Origin of the sequence: Staphylococcus sp. LKG4-2, assembly GCF_050955665.1 — a bacterium.
Taxonomy (GTDB): domain Bacteria; phylum Bacillota; class Bacilli; order Staphylococcales; family Staphylococcaceae; genus Staphylococcus; species Staphylococcus saprophyticus.
In genome coordinates this window covers 1,554,830-1,571,322 of sequence record NZ_CP194532.1, presented here as the reverse complement: position 1 = coordinate 1,571,322, position 16,493 = coordinate 1,554,830, and the positions used below count along the sequence as shown (strand labels likewise).

Sequence of the window (16,493 nt, the reverse complement as noted above, 5' to 3'; positions counted from 1 at the left end):
GAACGTAGGTTTTTAATAGATTATAGCAATGAAAAAAGCTCTCCGATTTGGGAGAGCTTGGGTCTAGTGATGATATTTCTGTAAGCCATGTTTTGTACCATTGTACTGCTAACGTGTACTAGAAACACTCGTACGCAGGTGGTAACCATCTGTCTACATACTTTTAAAAGTATGTCTTATATATACGTTGAATTCCGTTAAATAAGTGCTCCTACCTAATTTGGATTGCTCACTCGAGGGGTTTACCGCGTTCCACCTTTTGCATTTCTGCAAAAGCTCCGTCACTGTGGCACTTTCAAACTAATCTAACCTTATCTAAGGACTTAGGTTATTTCGTTGCCGTCAACTTAATGCCTTGACTTATTGTTTCATCAAGCACGAACACTACAATCATCTCAGATTGTGTGAGCATGGACTTTCCTCTATATCGCTATAGCGATTACCCGAAACACCATCTTTAGAAGTATATCATTATTTTATAGCCTAAACAAATAAAAAATAAGATAAGTTTTGAACGAATTCAAAACTTATCTTTATGTAGATGTTGCTATATCTACGGTCATCATCATATTCTCTATGTGATAATAGTTGATTATTTACCGAAAACAGCTTTTTCTAGGTTGGATATTCTTTTTAATATATCAACATTGTTGTTACTACTATTATTCTTAGTTGTAGCATTGTTGTTTGAAGAGAAGTTTTTATTTTCTTGTGGTCTCGATGTTGCTACACGTAATCTTAACTCTTCAAGTTCTTTTTTTAATTTGTTGTTTTCTTCTGAAAGTTTAACTACTTCATTATCTAAATCTGCCATTTTTTGATAATCAGCTATGATGTCGTCTAAGAAAGCATCTACTTCTTCCCTTCTATAACCACGCGTCATAGTTTTTTCAAAATCTTTTTCATAAATATCTTTTGCTGATAATTTTAATGAAACTTCTGACATTTTTCTCCACCTCATTCGAAACTTTGCTCTTGAGACCACTGCAAGTCGTTGATGAATTCAGTTAACTCATCGAACGTCACAATATCACAAGTATAATTTGTTTTTTCCATAAAATCAACTAACATCTGCTTAAAGAACTTTGGACTAGCTTCTTGTTCCTCATCATAAATCAAAAGCGTTGTATCAGAATGTGCTAACATAAATTGATTGGTTTGTTTAAATTGATGAGGCCCTTCATATGAAGAATGGAATACGCTATCAACAAAATCAGCATGATGCGCAATATGATTATATTTTGCTTGATTTTGTTCGTTCCATCTATCAATATGATCATAAAACGGTGTGATAATTCCTAATTTTAAATCTGGATAGGTTGCTTTCAACGCTAACACGACCTCTGCTGTCCATAGCTCTATACCCATCTGTCCTTGTATCAATACCCATTCTAATCCTTCTTCAATCAACTGTTTTAATTTATGTTCAATAAATTTTTTTAAATAGGAAACTTCAGGTGCATCATCTTTAAAAATATTAAGTTCAAACGACTTATATCCAGTAACATATACAGTTTTAATCATAAAAATTGCTCATTTCTTTGTATGTAGCTTAAATCATATTGAACAGCCTTTACTTTTTCATTAAATAATTTTCTGCTCGTACGTTTAAAGTGACATTCAACAGATAAAGATTCAATATTTGAAATAAGTAAATCGAATTTTTGTTTATTCATATATTGTAATTGAATTACTTGTTGCTCATATGTAACTAGCTTTTTAAGTTGTTGATCAATATCATTTGTGAATGGTACAACCTCAACATAAAAATCGTAATCTTCGCCAGTTGATTTGACAGTCTCGTATTTTTCTACCATTTTCAAAACATCATTTAATAATTGCATTAATAGTTGTTGCATGAGGATTCCCCCTACTTCACAAATTTACCATAAATGGCCTACTTCGTCATTTTTAAAGTGTCGTTTATCATTTATATGATTAACTATTTTATTTTGTTTCAAATATTGTTTAATTGAGCAAAGCACGTTAAAATGTATGTGATGTATTTATAAATACATTGGTTCATATTTCATAGTTTGGAAAAATTTGCTAAAGTCATGTATAATGAAACAGGTTTTGGATGACCAAACTAAAGTGGTGAAAATAAATGAATTATCCAAATGGAAAGCCATTTAATAGAAATAAGTCTCAGGTCGGACGAACTCATAAGGGACAAACGAGTAAAATTGATTATGGTGGCAGAGGTATGTCACTTGAAAAAGATATCGAACTATCGAATGATTATTATTTAAATCGAGGTATTGCTGTAATACATAAGAAGCCTACCCCGATACAGATAGTGAATGTTCATTATCCTATGAGAAGTAAGGCAGTAATAAATGAGGCTTATTTTAGAACGCCGTCGACAACTGACTATAATGGTATTTATCATGGTCGTTATTTAGATTTTGAAGCAAAAGAAACAAAAAATAAAACATCATTCCCTTTAAATAATATGCATGAACATCAAGTTCGACATATGGAAGCATGTTATCAACAACAAGGGGTTGTATTTTTATTAATTCGCTTTAAATCGCTCGATGAAGTGTATTTGCTCCCATATGCAAATTTCAAAAAGTTTTGGGAGAGACACATTCAAGAGATTAAAAAGTCGGTAACGGTTGAAGAAATAAGAAAAAATGGTTACTATATTCCTTATCAGTATCAACCACGATTGAATTATCTCAAAACAGTTGATAAGTTGATATTAGATGAAAGCGAGGACCGCGTATGACGGAGAAAAAGAGGACTTCTCAATCTAATAATAAGAATGGAAAGTCCGAGCAAAAAAAGAATAGGAATATAAAACGAACGATTATTAAGATATTTGGGTTTCTAATTATAGCCTTTATCGTTCTAGCTTTAATAGGAATCTTGTTGTTTGCATATTATGCTTGGAAATCTCCTGCATTTAATGAAGCAAAATTAAAAGATCCCGTGCCAGCTAAGATTTATGATAAAGATGGCGATTTAGTTAAAACAATCGATAATGGGCAACGACGAGAGCATGTCGATTTAGACGAAGTACCTAAGACAATGAAAGAAGCTGTTTTAGCTACTGAGGATAATCGATTCTATGATCATGGAGCACTTGATTACAAACGTCTCTTTGGTGCTGTAGCTAAGAACGTCACTGGTGGCTTTGGTTCACAAGGTGCATCAACATTAACACAACAAGTAGTTAAACGTTCATTCTTAACAGATCAAAAATCAATTGCACGTAAAGCTCAAGAAGCTTACTTGTCCTACAGATTAGAACAAGAGTATAGTAAAGATGAAATTTTTGAGATGTACTTAAATAAAATTTACTACTCTGATGGTGTATACGGCGTGAAAGCTGCTGCTAAATATTATTTCAATAAAGATTTGAAAGACTTGAATTTAGCGGAATCTGCTTATCTTGCTGGTTTACCACAAGTACCAAATACTTATAACATTTATGATCATCCTAAAGAAGCTGAGTCTCGTAAAGATACAGTACTTTATTTAATGGAATATCATAATAGAATTACTAAGAAACAAAAAGAAGAAGCACAAAATACTTCTTTACAAGACAATCTGGTCCAACGTTCATCTGAAGATCGCGAAGTAAGTGAAGATAATTCAAACGAGGCATACGATTCATATGTAAACTTTGTAAAATCTGAACTTATGAATAATAAAGAATTTAAAGATGAAGATTTAGGTTCTGTATTAAATAGCGGCGTTAAGATTTATACGAATATGGACAAAGATGTTCAACAAACATTACAAGATCGAGTGAATAATGGTAGCTATTATAAAAATGAAGACCAACAAGTTGGTTCTTCTATTGTAGATAGTGAAAATGGTGGCCTTGTCGCAATATCTGGTGGTAGAAATTATAAAGATATTGTAGATAGAAACTTAGCAACTGATGCCCACCCTACTGGTTCTTCACTGAAACCATTCTTAGCGTATGGTCCTGCAATTGAAAATATGTCATGGGCAACGAACCATGCGATTCAAGATGAAGAATCTTATCAAGTAGATGGTGTAACATTTAGAAACTATGATACTAAGAGCCACGGTACGGTAAAACTTTATGATGCATTACGTGAAAGTTTTAATATTCCAGCACTTAAAGCATGGCAATCAACTAAAGAAAACGCCGGAAACGATGCACCAAAAGATTTTGCTAAAAAAGTTGGGTTAGATTATGAAGGAGACATTGGTCCATCTGAAGTATTAGGTGGTTCAGCATCTGAATTCTCTCCTACTCAATTAGCTTCTGCATTTGCTGCAATTGCTAATGGTGGTGAATATAACAATGCCCACTCTATTAAAAAAGTTGTCAAACAAGATGGCGAAACGGTTGAATACGATCATACTAGTAAAAAAGCTATGAAAGACTCAACATCATATATGTTAGCAGAAGTACTTAAAGGTACATTTGAAGCATATGGTTCTGCATACGGTCATGGTGTATCTGGCGTTAATCTAGCAGCCAAAACTGGTACAGGTACTTATGGTGAACAAACTTACCAACAATATAATCTGCCAGACGATGCAGCGAAAGATGTTTGGATTAATGGTTTCACACCTAAATACAGTATGTCAGTATGGATGGGATTCAATGAAGTTAAACAAGGCGGTACAAACTCATTTGTGGGCCATGAAGAACAAGAATACCCACAATACTTATTAGAAGATGTCATGGAAAGTATTTCACCAAAAGATGGCAAAGATTTCTCTAAACCAGATTCAGTTTCTGGAGACTCAAAAGATGATTTATCTGTTAAAGGTAAACCAGATGATAATACCACTAGTAATAAACCTCAGGGTCAAGGTGGTAGCAGTAACAGTTCATCATCTTCTAATTCAAGTAATAATAATTCAACTAGTAATACAAACAACTCAAGTAACCAACAAAGTGCAGCACGTTAATTCATTTAGCTACACTCATACCCGGTATGCCATTTCATTTGGCTACCGGGTATTTTTTTGAAAATAAGGATATCTTTAAATAACACTAAGTATTCATTTTTTGATAGCAATCACTTAATTAAATAACTGCATTTGCAATAAGTACTTATATTACAAATAGCAATTATAATAAAGCGTACGCATCCATCATATATGGATGCGTACGCTTTATATTTAGAAGTTTATGATCTCGGCTGCGCATAGCAGAATTGTGGTATGTCTCGAAGTCTAGAGAATCTTATTTATACTATTTTTCTAGCTGTATGCATTCGTTACAAAATTAGTGAAAAATGTGTGTTCATATTCAAAAATAAGACACCTCATTTTAAAATGACTATAACATAGTTTTAAAATAGAGTGCCTTATGCCTTAAATTATCTACAAATCGAGCAATACGAACAAAGTAACTATAATTTTCGGTTTTTGCTTCTAATTTGATAAGAAGCATTCATTTTTATAAGTTCAGATTTTAAAGTTTTCATTTGACTGTAGCCCATAAAATGATATTTTCTAGCAATCATATAATGATAACGTTCTTCAAAATTCATTGGCACTACAGGGTATGCATCTAAATCTGAAAAATTTATAGTTTGGATATGATTAATCTGTTTAAAATATTGTTCGATTAAAGCAAAATAGTCATCTAATTTTAATTTAGCTTCTGATGATTTCAATTGCTTTGATTTCGCATATTGATCAATTTGAGCTTCTAATTCAGTAAAGTCTTCTTTTGTAATCATAAAATTACGCCTCTTTCAAATTGGCTTTATAGCGTTTTTGACCTTCTCTACAATCATTAAATAACGGACAAACATCACACTTTGGACTTCTAGCAAGACAGTGATAACGACCAAAGAATATAAGTTGGTGGTGTGTTTTATTCCAGCGCTCTCTTGGTACAACGTGGCATAACTTATCTTCAACTTGTCTCACGTTATCTTTCCATCTACAAATGCCTAAACGTTTAGATATTCTTTCAACGTGTGTATCAACTGCTAAAGATGGTTCGCCAAAAGCAACACTCATAACTACATTAGCGGTTTTTCTACCTACGCCAGCCAAACTTTCTAATTCAGCATGCGTATGTGGAATTTCACCATCAAATTGATCCAACAAAGAACGACATAATTTTTGAATATTTTTCGCTTTGTTTCTATATAGACCAATGGTACGCAAATCATTTTCTAATTCAGAAATATCTACATTTAAGTAATCTTCAGGTGTTTTGTATTTTTGAAATAAATCTTTTGTTAATTTATTAACAGAAACATCCGTCGTTTGAGCTGATAATAACACAGCAATCGTTAATTCGAAAGGATTGTCATGTTTGAGCTCACATTCAGCATTTGGAAACATATTTGCTATGACATCAACCATTTCTAATGCTTTTTTATTACTTATCATTTGGATTCTCCCCATTCAGCCAATCGAATTTAGGCACTTTTTTAATTGTATGCTTCATTTTAGGTTGATTGAATTGGCGACTAATTTTTTTAGAATCTTCAATTGTTTTTACATTATTTTTTTTCCAATTTAATAAAATACGATCGATATATTTAAAACTTAACTTATTCTGGCTCGTCGCTTCATCTAGAGCAGCTTGAATGACACTTAATTCATGTTTATCAATATCTAACCATTGGTTTAACGTTTCGATTTCAAACGGAGATAACGGCCTACCAAAGGCTTGTTCAATTTGTTGAAATAAAACATTAAATTCAACTTCCGTATTTTCTTCTTCTACTTTAATATTTACTTGTTCCATTATCTCACTTAATTTCACATAGAATTGGTTGAGGTTCATATATTCAGTAAATTTACCTTCTTCATCTTTCTCAACCTTTAATTCAAGTAAATCATGTTGTATTAAACTTTGGATGATAGTTGTGACTTCTCTAGAGCCGAATGTCGTCCCTTGCTGCAAGGATTCAATAGAAGGTTGTTTGTTTGAAGATTCAGAGGCATGTAATAGTTTAATTAATATAACCAATTCAGCTTCATTTATCCCGAGTTGGTTATAATGATCTAACAGTTCACGTCTAATAATGACGGGCCGTATTTTAAGTTGTTCACTATTCAAAGATAGATACCTCCTGTTCTATATTCATGTTATAAAAACGTCCAGCCATTGATAACTAGACTGGACGTTTTTGACACATATTCTAAAATAAATTATGGGTATAAACGGTTTAATAAGCGTGGGAATGGTGCTGTTTCACGAACGTGTTCAACGCCTGATAACCAAGCTACAGTTCTTTCTAAACCTAAGCCAAAGCCACTATGTGGCACACTACCATAACGACGTAAATCTAAATAATAACTATAACTTTCAGCATCTAATTCGAATTGACTTAGTCGTTCTTCAAGTAATTCAAGATCATTAATACGTTCAGAACCACCTATAATTTCACCATAACCTTCTGGTGCAATTAAGTCTGCACATAAAACAGTGTCCTCATTTTCTGGATTAGGCTGCATATAGAATGGTTTGATTTTAGTTGGATAATTCGTGATGAACACCGGTAAATCATAGTGATTAGCGATTGCTGTTTCGTGTGGTGCACCGAAATCTTCACCCCACTCTATATCATCAAAACCTTGTTCTTTTAAGAAAATAACAGCATCAGCGTAAGTTATACGTGGGAATGGTGTTGTTACTTTTTCTAATTTAGATGTATCTCTGTCTAGCGCTTTTAGTTCTAATTTACAATGATTCAATACTGATTTAACAACATGAGTGACATATTGTTCTTGTACTTCTAAACTTTGTGCGTGTTCACAAAATGCCATTTCTGGTTCTATCATCCAGAATTCAATTAAGTGACGACGTGTTTTAGATTTTTCTGCACGGAATGTAGGACCAAATGAGAATACTCTTCCGTGTGCCATTGCAGCGGCTTCCATATATAGTTGGCCACTTTGAGATAAGAAAGCATCTTGGTCAAAGTATTTTGTATGGAATAATTCACTTGTACCTTCTGGTGCACTTGCTGTTAAGATAGGCGGATCAATTTTTGTAAATCCGTTATCATTAAAGAATTCGTATGTGGCACGAATAATTTCATTTCTGATTTTCATAACCGCATGTTGTTTTTTTGAACGTAACCATAGGTGACGATGATCCATTAAAAATTCTGTACCATGATTTTTAGGCGTAATTGGATAATCATGTGCTTCAGATATTACTTCTATTGATTTAACTTGCATTTCGTAACCGATATCAGAACGATTATCTTCACTAATTACACCTGTCACATATAATGATGACTCTTGTGTAATTTCTTTTGCTTTTTGGAATATCTCTTCATCTACTTCAGCTTTAGCAACAACACCTTGGATAAATCCTGTGCCATCTCTTAATTGTAAGAAAGCAATCTTACCACTTGAACGTTTATTCGTTAACCAAGCACCGATTGTAACTTCTTGGCCAATATACTGTTTTGCTTCTTTTATCGTTGTATTCATAACCAGTCTCCTATAATAGTGTATTCTACTTTTCTTATCCTTATATATTTTAACAAAATCCATATATAAGTTCTAGTTGCTTGTGCTATGTTTATGGTTTCTTAGCATTTTCTTTTTTTAATTTTTTAAGGAGTGTAGAAAATTGCTTAATATCCCCTTTTTTCTGACGATATCGTTCTAATGATTGTTCAAAAAACTGTTTGTAATTACTACGAATTAAACGGTCATCAAAAGATACGATAATGCCTTTATCATTTTCACTACGAATTAATCTACCTAGCCCTTGTCTAAAGCGTGTCACAGCATCAGGTAACACATATTCTTTGAATGTAGAAGTAAACTCAGACTCCATCAACCAATATTTAGTATTATTTTGGTTCATAAACGGTAATTTAGCAATCATGACACATTTAATGCCATTTGACTGAAAATCGAAGCCTTCAAAAAATGTACCTGTACCTAACAATATGGCTTTATTAAAACTATTAAATTGTTGGACAATCTTATAGTTTTGGTTCTGTTGTTGTGTTAATACAACATAATCTTCAAATTCAGGCAATTCATTTATTAATTCTTGAACCATATGCATCATTTTATAACTCGTAAATAGGATCAGACATTTGGATTCTACAACAGATACGTATTCAATTACATAATTAACAATGGAACTTACATAATCGTTAATATTCTTATAATTATAAGATGATACATCATTTGGTATAAAGACAGTCGTTTGATTCGGTGATGTTATGGTCGTATCAATTTCATATGTGTTAAATTCAATATCTTTATTAAACCATTGTTTAAAGTTCTCAAAGGAATGATTGAATGTTAGTGTCCCTGAAATAAATGTTAGTGATTTGAATTTATCGAGCACTTGCTTCGTGAGGATTTTTTTAACATCGTAATCTTTAACATTAAGTCTTATAGTAGATTTCTGATTTAAATTTTTGATAGATAAATAACATGTGTGTTTATTTTTAAGACTTTGTTCAATATCTTTAAAACGATCATTAATATATAGAAATTGCTTTCTCACTGATTTAATTGATTTATGGCTCATACCATTAAAGAATTCTAACGTCATGTTTAATTTGTGAATAATGTCATGTAAGTCGTTTAATATAGGTGTGACATCAAAGTGATATACGAAATGAAGTTTATGGACTTCATCATCTTGTATTTCAGAAGATTGAATAATATCATACATCGTTGTAAACAATTGTTCATTCAAATCATGTATCTCATTCACAGTCGTTTTTAAGCCAAAAACATCTATAGGTGGTATGTCTAATTTTTCGAGAATACGTTGCTGTTCAAGTAGATCTATAGATTTTAGTAACTTTTCATTTTCAGTCTTACCAATCAACCCTAACTGATATTTAATATCTGCGTAACTCAATTCATTAGTTACTTGATTTAAAGCATAATCTGGCAGCCTATGTGCTTCATCTATAATACAATCATCAAATAATTGATAAATGGAGTTATCGTGAGCTGCGTGAATTAAGTGGGCATGGTTTGTGATACCAATTTGAATGTTTTGTGCATTGCGCTTAATAAAATTAAAATAATGTATATCATTACGGACTGGAACATAGGTTTCGAGTTTTTGTTCGAAATACATTTTTTGTCCGCCTTTTAAATCTAATTCCTGAATATCACCCGTGTCTGTTTCCGTAATCCAAATCAGTAATTGCATCTTCAAAATGCAAACTTCATAATTACTAGATTCTTCTTCAAGTATTTGACTTATTAACCCTAAAGCGATGTAGTCACGTTTGCTTTTGATTAGCGTCGCATTTATTTTGAAATCTAATGCTTTTTTAATCGCAGGAATATCCTTTTCTAATAATTGGTTTTGTAATAATTTTGTATTTGTAGAAATCATGACATGTTTGCCAGTTTCGATATTATACATCAGTGAGGCAAGTAGATAAGCAAATGACTTACCGCTTCCTAAAGGGGCTTCAATCATTGCTTTTTCACTATGCATGAGTTGTTCCAATATAATTTCAGATAAATATAATTGTTGAGGGCGATATGTTAACCCCAGTTCTTTAGTCACTAAAGTGTATAGTGCTTTTAAGTTACCACCGAATTGTACGGTTGGTGCTTTAAAATCTATTTGTTTTTTATATATGATTTGTTCGAATTGATCAAATCGATCACTAAGCGTTTGTTCATCATAATTTCGCACCATTTCAAATATAATATCATGTAAATCGTATTTTAGATTTTTACTTAGGTAATAAAGTTGCTTAAGTGTATCTAATGGTAAAGATTCAAATTTTTCGAATGCAATAATCATCAGTTGTGCCGTTGTGGCAGCGTCTTCATCAGCTCTATGGGCATTGTTTAAGATAATCCCATGTGCTTCAGCTAGTTCGCTTAATTGATAGCTTTTATCCGTTGGGAAAGCAACTTTGAATAATTCTAACGTATCCATGACTTTCTTTGGACGATAATTGATATGGCATTGTTTAAATGATTTCTTGATAAAATTTAAATCAAACGCCACATTATGCGCTACAAATATACAACCATCTATTTGTTTGTATATATCTTCTGCAATTTCATGAAAATACGGTGCTTGATTTAACATATCTTCTTCAATTGAAGTTAACGCTTGAATAAAAGGAGGAATTTCTAAATCTGTTTTAATCATGGAGTGATACGTTCCAATAATTTTATTTTCACGCACAAATGTTATGCCTATTTGAATAATTTCATCATAATCTAATTGGTTGCCTGTAGTTTCTAAATCTACGACAGCATAGCAAGGTTTTGCCATTCTACTTCCTCCTTTCATTATTTGAGTTATAATTCAATATCAGCGCTCATCAATTGGTGTTGTTGTTTATTCTCATCTAAAACAATTAAAAATCCATTATCATCTATATCAATGGCTTCACCTTTAAATTGAACATTATTTTCAGTGAATCTTAACTGTTTGTGCCATATATTTGAAGTAGCTATGTATTCATCACGAATAGATGAAAATGGTTCTTTAATAAATTGTTTATATCGATACTCGATTTGTGAAATAAGCACTTCTAAAAAATCATAACGATTCACTTTATCTTTCTTGTGTATTCTAATACTGGTTGCTTTTTGAGCTAATTCACCAGTAAAATCGCTTGGTTCTTGATTCATATTAATGCCAATACCACATATAACAGCTTCAATACCGTCACTATTAGCAACCATTTCGGTTAAAAAGCCACAGACTTTTTGATTATTGATATAAATATCATTAGGCCACTTTACAGAAACATCACTTTTACTAAATTGTTGAATAGCATCTCTTATACCAAGCGCCATAAATAAATTAAACTTAGTTATCGTATCGAAAGGTACATCTGGTCGTAAAACAATTGACATCCAAAGCCCTTTTCCTTTGGCTGAAGCCCACGGTCTATTGAAACGGCCTTTTCCTTTCGTTTGTTCATCACTTAGGATTAAAAACGTATCTGTATTGCCTACTAATTTTTGTTTCGCTAATAATTGTGTGGACTCTACTTGATCGAATACGTCAACATGTTCAAATAAATGTTGAGATTGAATGGTTGGCATAACGATACCTTTGTACCATTTATCTGGTAATTGAATTAAGCGATGTCCCTTATGATTAATGGATTCTATCTGACACCCTTCTTCTTTTAATTGATCAATGACTTTCTTTACAGCTGTTCTTGATATAGAAAGTTGCTCAGCAATAAATTGGCCAGAAATGTATTCAGATTCATATTGGTATAACATATAGACAACTGCTTTACTATATTTAGACACGTGTTTTCACCCACTTTTTAAGTTCAGGTTTGAAATTGACTACTTCACCTGATATTATAGCGTATTCGACTTCACGTAAGGTTTCTTTGAGCCATGGTCCGCTTTTTTTATTCGCTATTTCTAATATATCTTTCCCATTGATATCCATTTCACTTCTTGACAGCATCGGTAATTGTTTTGCAACTTCAGTAACTGTTTGGTCGTTAACTATTAATGGTGATATAGATGTAATACGATTTCGTTTTAATTCATCTAAATAGCTTAATACTTCTAGTATATCTTTTTTTCCATAGTCATAAACAAATAATTTTAATTGTGATTTTGTTTGTACTTCATCTATTTGATCGATAAGTTGAACTAATGTTTTAATACGTTTTTCTTCATTGTTGCTCACTTTTAAATCAGCAATATTCGCATCTATTTCACGCTGTTGAGATATTAAAAACGCTACAAACGTCGTAAAAGGCATGGCATTACGTAATGTGAATTTGGTGATGTCGTAGTGTTTGAAAAATGGAATATATTTAAAAGCCATAAAATGCTTTAAATTATTAAAACTTTTCGATACAAAGTCACCATTTGTTAGTTTCTTTAATTCAACAACAATGCGTTCAATTGCCAAATATTTAATATCTGCAATGTGGTTTAACATCGCGGTAAAAGTAGCTTCTTCTAAGTGAAAGCCAAATTGTGATTGAAAACGTAAGCCTCTGATAATTCTTAATGCATCTTCATCAAAGCGTTCATCAGGATTACCAACAGTTCTAATGAGTTGATGTTTAATATCCTGCTGTCCTTCAAAGTAATCAAAGATTTGATAATTAATATCCATCGCAATTGCATTCATTGTAAAATCTCTGCGCTGTACATCATCATATAAGTTTCTAACAAAAAAGACCTCATTAGGTCTACGGTGATCATCATAATCACCCTCAGAACGAAAAGTTGTAACCTCATACTGCTCGCCTTTGTATATCACATTAATTGTGCCATGTTCTCTCCCAATAGGTATGGTCTTATCAAATATTGTTTCAATTTCATCCGGCGTTGCGCTCGTTGTAATATCGATATCATGAATGGGTCTATTCATAAGATAGTCACGCACAGAGCCACCAACAAAATAGGCTTGAAAATGATGAGCTTGTAATTTTTCTAGAATTGGTTTGGCTGTTTCAAATAAAGAATTAGTCATTGTTACCCTCTAACATTTTTTTGTAATAATACTCATATTGATCTGCAATTAAATCAGATGAAAATCTATTTGCAACATCTTCTAGCATTCGCGTTTGCATTTCGTGATATAGTTCAGGATTAGTTAGTAACTGAATCGCATACGCACTTGCAGCTTCATCGTCTCCAACATTAACGATATATCCAGTATCTTCATGTTTAATTACTTCTTTAATACCACCTGCAGTTGAACCAATTGGAACCACACCAGATTTCATAGCTTCAAGCAATGTTAATCCAAAGCTTTCTTTTTCACTCAATAATAGAACTAAGTCTGAAATTTGATAGAATTGACTCACCCAATTTTGCTTACCTAAAAACAACACTGCATCTTCTAAATTAAGTTGACGTGCTTTTTCTTTCATATCCATAAGTTCAGGGCCATCGCCAAGTAAGATTAATTTAGATGGGATAGCTTTATGCACTCTTGCAAATGTATCAATAATCGTATCGATACGTTTCACTGATCTAAAATTGGACACATGAATCAGTACTTTTTCATCAGGTTGGATACCGTAACAAGCTTTTAGTTGTTCATCCTCTGAAGTTGGTGTATTGAGTTTGGTAGGAAATTCTTTTTCTCTTACAAAATTATATATAGGGACAATCTCTTTATCAGTTTCGATGATATCATAAGTTTGTTGTGCAAGTGATTGACTTACACTCGTCACCACATCGCTGCCCTCAATACCGAATTTAATTGCATTTTTTAAAGAATGGTCATAACCGAGCACTGTAATATCAGTACCGTGTAAGGTCGTCATTATTTTTATATCTTTTTGTGACATATGTTTTGCTAATATACCACACACAGCATGAGGCACAGCATAATGCATATGTAGCACATCTAAGTCATATTCATTGATGACTTCAGCGATTTTTGTACTCAGTGTTATATCATAGGGTGGATATTGAAAAACGGCATATTGGTTTACTTCAACTTGATGGAACGTCATATTTGGTAAAGGCTTTCTTATTCTAAACGGTATATTAGATGTAATAAAGTGAATATCATGACCACGCTCAGCGAGTTTGATACCTAATTCTGTAGCTATAATGCCTGAACCACCCATAGATGGATAACAAGTGATGCCTATTTTCATAAGGCGGTACATCCTTTCTCATTCATGTAAAATTATTTTCGTTCGAAACGATTTTTGTCACGTGTATTAAATTTCTCCATCGTCTCATCAAAGCTTTCAGTTAAATCGATATCTAAAGAATTGGCAATACACATTAAGACAAATAAGTTATCTCCTAATTCTGCTTTAATTGTATTATCATCTTCTGAAGCTTTTTTCTTCTTCTCACCATATACATGATTGATTTCTCTTGAAAGTTCCCCGACTTCTTCAGTTAAGCGCGCTAGGTTCGCTAATGGAGAAAAATATCCTGTTTTAAACTGTCCAATATAGTCATCTACTTCGGTTTGCATTTCTTTCATAGATTTCATAATATATGCCTCTCATTTCTAACGGTTTCTTTTATAGTATAGACTAATTTTATGTTTCATGCATTATTCCTGCAACAGTTAAGGCTTATGCTTGATTGTGAAAAAATATATTTAGAAAGCAGTAGGATACTTGTGTATCTAGATGAGGAAAAATGTACTATACATAAGGAACTCAATAATTGTATTACAACGGTCGTATTTTGATTATGAGAAAATTTAAGAATTAGCACATAAAAAAACCCAAACATCAAAGATGTTTGGGAATCAATTATATTAATCACTTGATCTAGCAATTAGAATAAATCTTGCAAGTTCTGCTAAAGCAACTGCAGTTGATGCAACATAAGTCATTGCAGCAGCTGTAAGTACTTTTTTAGCATGACGATATTCTTTTTCATTTACGATATCTAAACTTTGAATTTGTTTCATTGCTCTACTACTAGCATTGAATTCAACTGGTAATGTGACAATTGAGAACAATACTGCAAATGACATAAATGCTATACCAATCCATAGTGCTGTAGAACCTAAAGTACTTTGTAAGCTTGTTAAAATAATACCTGCAAATACAGCTAAATAGCCGATTGAACTACCAATATTAGCAAGCGGTACTAAAGAAGTTCTGAATCTCAAGAAGAAATAGCCCTGCGCATGTTGAATTGCATGACCAACTTCGTGTGCAGCAATAGCAGTACCAGCGACTGAAGGTCTGCTAAAGTTAGCTGGAGATAGTACAAGTACTTTCTTACGTGGATCGTAATGGTCCGTTAAGAAACCTTGTCCTTCTACAACATCAACATCGTAAATGCCATTAGCATGAAGTATTTCTAAAGCTACTTCTTGACCCGTTTTTCCGCTTGTAGATCTGACTTGTGAATATTTTTCATAATTAGATTTAACTTTGTGCTGCGCCCAAAGAGGCAGTACCATTAATATAACAAAGTATATAATCATATAGATAAAAGACAAAAACCTCACTCCTTTATAAACATTTTACTGTGTCCTTCATTAGTGGTCAAATATTTTATCTTTTTTAAATCGAGTTAAATTTAAATATAGAATTAACGGAATAATACTCAACCAAAAAGCGAGATAAGCAACACCTTCAATATGACTCGCGATAAAATCATAATAGGGATACTGCATAAAAACGTAATCGATAATATCGTTATGAAATACCCAGATCATAGCAATAATAAATGCTGAAATAGATATTTTAAACCTTGGATAAAAGACGAATGCTTCAACTGCCATTACGCCATGCGATAGTATAAGCATGCAACCCGTAATCGTTACTGCATCGTATTGTATAAACATGATGATATTCATAATGACTGCCCAAACACCGTATTTAATAAGCGATACAAAGGCCAAAGCCTCAAAAATGGGTGTTTGTTTACCGAATATATAGGCCAGAATGATAATACATAGAAACAGTGATGCAGTCGGACTATCAGGTACAAAGGCCTTAAATTGTATATCAGTAACACTAAGTTGACTACCGTACCATATATAACCATATACCGTTCCTAGTAAATTACAAATAAGTAAGAAGTAAAGCACACCCTTATGATATATCATTGCATGCCATAACGTTTTTATATTCATA

At 32.5% G+C, this 16,493-nt stretch carries 16 protein-coding genes and 1 other RNA gene; 2 read left to right on the top strand and 15 right to left on the bottom strand.

The genetic code is table 11. The annotated features are described in order from the left end of the window. Window positions 1-76: 76 nt before the first annotated feature. The 4 genes from rnpB to ACM6UH_RS07785 all read right to left on the bottom strand — a co-directional run bounded on the left by rnpB (window position 77) and on the right by ACM6UH_RS07785 (window position 1,859). An RNA gene (rnpB, locus tag ACM6UH_RS07800) (RNase P RNA component class B) lies at window positions 77-451 on the bottom strand. A gap of 141 nt (window positions 452-592) precedes the next feature. Next, a complete protein-coding gene (gpsB, locus tag ACM6UH_RS07795; RefSeq protein WP_002483273.1) occupies window positions 593-946 on the bottom strand; it encodes a cell division regulator GpsB in 354 nt (117 codons plus the stop codon). 11 nt (window positions 947-957) lie between these two features. Continuing rightward, window positions 958-1,524: a DUF1273 domain-containing protein gene (locus ACM6UH_RS07790; protein WP_048787373.1), complete on the bottom strand. Its 567-nt coding sequence runs from the start codon at window positions 1,522-1,524 to the stop codon at window positions 958-960. After that, window positions 1,521-1,859: a DUF1798 family protein gene (locus ACM6UH_RS07785; RefSeq protein ID WP_047503830.1), complete on the bottom strand. Its 339-nt coding sequence runs from the start codon at window positions 1,857-1,859 to the stop codon at window positions 1,521-1,523. The genes ACM6UH_RS07790 and ACM6UH_RS07785 overlap by 4 nt, the downstream gene beginning before the upstream one ends. A gap of 248 nt (window positions 1,860-2,107) precedes the next feature. Between ACM6UH_RS07785 and recU the strand changes: the two genes are divergently transcribed. Beyond that, window positions 2,108-2,734 (top strand): Holliday junction resolvase RecU, encoded by a 627-nt coding sequence (gene recU / locus ACM6UH_RS07780; RefSeq protein WP_011303083.1) that lies wholly within the window; start codon window positions 2,108-2,110, stop codon window positions 2,732-2,734. Next, on the top strand, window positions 2,731-4,905 hold the full coding sequence (locus tag ACM6UH_RS07775) for a transglycosylase domain-containing protein (protein WP_011303082.1): 2,175 nt from the start codon (window positions 2,731-2,733) through the stop codon (window positions 4,903-4,905). Before recU ends, ACM6UH_RS07775 begins: the two co-directional genes overlap by 4 nt. A 446-nt stretch (window positions 4,906-5,351) precedes the next feature. On the opposite strand, the gene ACM6UH_RS07770 is transcribed toward ACM6UH_RS07775, so the two are convergent. The 11 genes from ACM6UH_RS07770 to ACM6UH_RS07720 form a co-directional block, all read right to left on the bottom strand. Next, window positions 5,352-5,684, bottom strand: coding sequence for a YpoC family protein (locus ACM6UH_RS07770; protein ID WP_002483268.1), 333 nt, complete (start codon window positions 5,682-5,684; stop codon window positions 5,352-5,354). Between the two features lie 4 nt (window positions 5,685-5,688). Further along, on the bottom strand, window positions 5,689-6,348 hold the full coding sequence (gene nth, locus ACM6UH_RS07765; RefSeq protein WP_011303081.1) for an endonuclease III: 660 nt from the start codon (window positions 6,346-6,348) through the stop codon (window positions 5,689-5,691). Next, window positions 6,338-7,024 carry a DnaD domain-containing protein gene (locus tag ACM6UH_RS07760; protein ID WP_002483266.1) on the bottom strand — a complete coding sequence of 229 codons (687 nt, stop codon included), beginning with the start codon at window positions 7,022-7,024 and terminating at the stop codon, window positions 6,338-6,340. Before ACM6UH_RS07760 ends, nth begins: the two co-directional genes overlap by 11 nt. A gap of 92 nt (window positions 7,025-7,116) precedes the next feature. After that, entirely contained in the window at window positions 7,117-8,409 is a 1,293-nt protein-coding gene (gene asnS, locus ACM6UH_RS07755; protein ID WP_011303080.1) for an asparagine--tRNA ligase, read from the bottom strand. Window positions 8,410-8,500: 91 nt separating this feature from the next. After that, window positions 8,501-11,203, bottom strand: coding sequence for a helicase C-terminal domain-containing protein (locus ACM6UH_RS07750; protein ID WP_061050601.1), 2,703 nt, complete (start codon window positions 11,201-11,203; stop codon window positions 8,501-8,503). A gap of 26 nt (window positions 11,204-11,229) precedes the next feature. Next, complete coding sequence (locus ACM6UH_RS07745; RefSeq protein WP_011303078.1) at window positions 11,230-12,201, bottom strand: biotin--[acetyl-CoA-carboxylase] ligase; 972 nt, start codon at window positions 12,199-12,201, stop codon at window positions 11,230-11,232. Then, complete coding sequence (locus tag ACM6UH_RS07740; protein ID WP_048787375.1) at window positions 12,194-13,393, bottom strand: CCA tRNA nucleotidyltransferase; 1,200 nt, start codon at window positions 13,391-13,393, stop codon at window positions 12,194-12,196. Before ACM6UH_RS07740 ends, ACM6UH_RS07745 begins: the two co-directional genes overlap by 8 nt. Next, window positions 13,386-14,534 (bottom strand): N-acetyl-alpha-D-glucosaminyl L-malate synthase BshA, encoded by a 1,149-nt coding sequence (gene bshA / locus ACM6UH_RS07735; RefSeq protein ID WP_011303076.1) that lies wholly within the window; start codon window positions 14,532-14,534, stop codon window positions 13,386-13,388. The genes ACM6UH_RS07740 and bshA overlap by 8 nt, the downstream gene beginning before the upstream one ends. Before the next feature lie 32 nt (window positions 14,535-14,566). Beyond that, a complete protein-coding gene (locus ACM6UH_RS07730; protein ID WP_037538413.1) occupies window positions 14,567-14,884 on the bottom strand; it encodes a nucleotide pyrophosphohydrolase in 318 nt (105 codons plus the stop codon). A 273-nt stretch (window positions 14,885-15,157) separates the two neighbouring features. Further along, window positions 15,158-15,853 carry a zinc metallopeptidase gene (locus ACM6UH_RS07725; protein ID WP_011303074.1) on the bottom strand — a complete coding sequence of 232 codons (696 nt, stop codon included), beginning with the start codon at window positions 15,851-15,853 and terminating at the stop codon, window positions 15,158-15,160. Window positions 15,854-15,892: 39 nt separating this feature from the next. Beyond that, window positions 15,893-16,492 carry a DUF1405 domain-containing protein gene (locus tag ACM6UH_RS07720; protein WP_011303073.1) on the bottom strand — a complete coding sequence of 200 codons (600 nt, stop codon included), beginning with the start codon at window positions 16,490-16,492 and terminating at the stop codon, window positions 15,893-15,895. Window position 16,493 lies beyond the last annotated feature (1 nt).

Coding starts and splice junctions, on each gene's coding strand:
- ACM6UH_RS07770 (WP_002483268.1), bottom strand. CDS start 5,684: ATGATTACAAAAGAAGACTTTACTGAATTAGAAGCTCAAATTGATCAA.
- ACM6UH_RS07730 (WP_037538413.1), bottom strand. CDS start 14,884: ATGAAATCTATGAAAGAAATGCAAACCGAAGTAGATGACTATATTGGA.
- ACM6UH_RS07740 (WP_048787375.1), bottom strand. CDS start 13,393: ATGACTAATTCTTTATTTGAAACAGCCAAACCAATTCTAGAAAAATTA.
- ACM6UH_RS07790 (WP_048787373.1), bottom strand. CDS start 1,524: ATGATTAAAACTGTATATGTTACTGGATATAAGTCGTTTGAACTTAAT.
- ACM6UH_RS07775 (WP_011303082.1), top strand. CDS start 2,731: ATGACGGAGAAAAAGAGGACTTCTCAATCTAATAATAAGAATGGAAAG.
- bshA (WP_011303076.1), bottom strand. CDS start 14,534: ATGAAAATAGGCATCACTTGTTATCCATCTATGGGTGGTTCAGGCATT.
- ACM6UH_RS07720 (WP_011303073.1), bottom strand. CDS start 16,492: ATGAATATAAAAACGTTATGGCATGCAATGATATATCATAAGGGTGTG.
- gpsB (WP_002483273.1), bottom strand. CDS start 946: ATGTCAGAAGTTTCATTAAAATTATCAGCAAAAGATATTTATGAAAAA.
- nth (WP_011303081.1), bottom strand. CDS start 6,348: ATGATAAGTAATAAAAAAGCATTAGAAATGGTTGATGTCATAGCAAAT.
- recU (WP_011303083.1), top strand. CDS start 2,108: ATGAATTATCCAAATGGAAAGCCATTTAATAGAAATAAGTCTCAGGTC.
- asnS (WP_011303080.1), bottom strand. CDS start 8,409: ATGAATACAACGATAAAAGAAGCAAAACAGTATATTGGCCAAGAAGTT.
- ACM6UH_RS07785 (WP_047503830.1), bottom strand. CDS start 1,859: ATGCAACAACTATTAATGCAATTATTAAATGATGTTTTGAAAATGGTA.
- ACM6UH_RS07750 (WP_061050601.1), bottom strand. CDS start 11,203: ATGGCAAAACCTTGCTATGCTGTCGTAGATTTAGAAACTACAGGCAAC.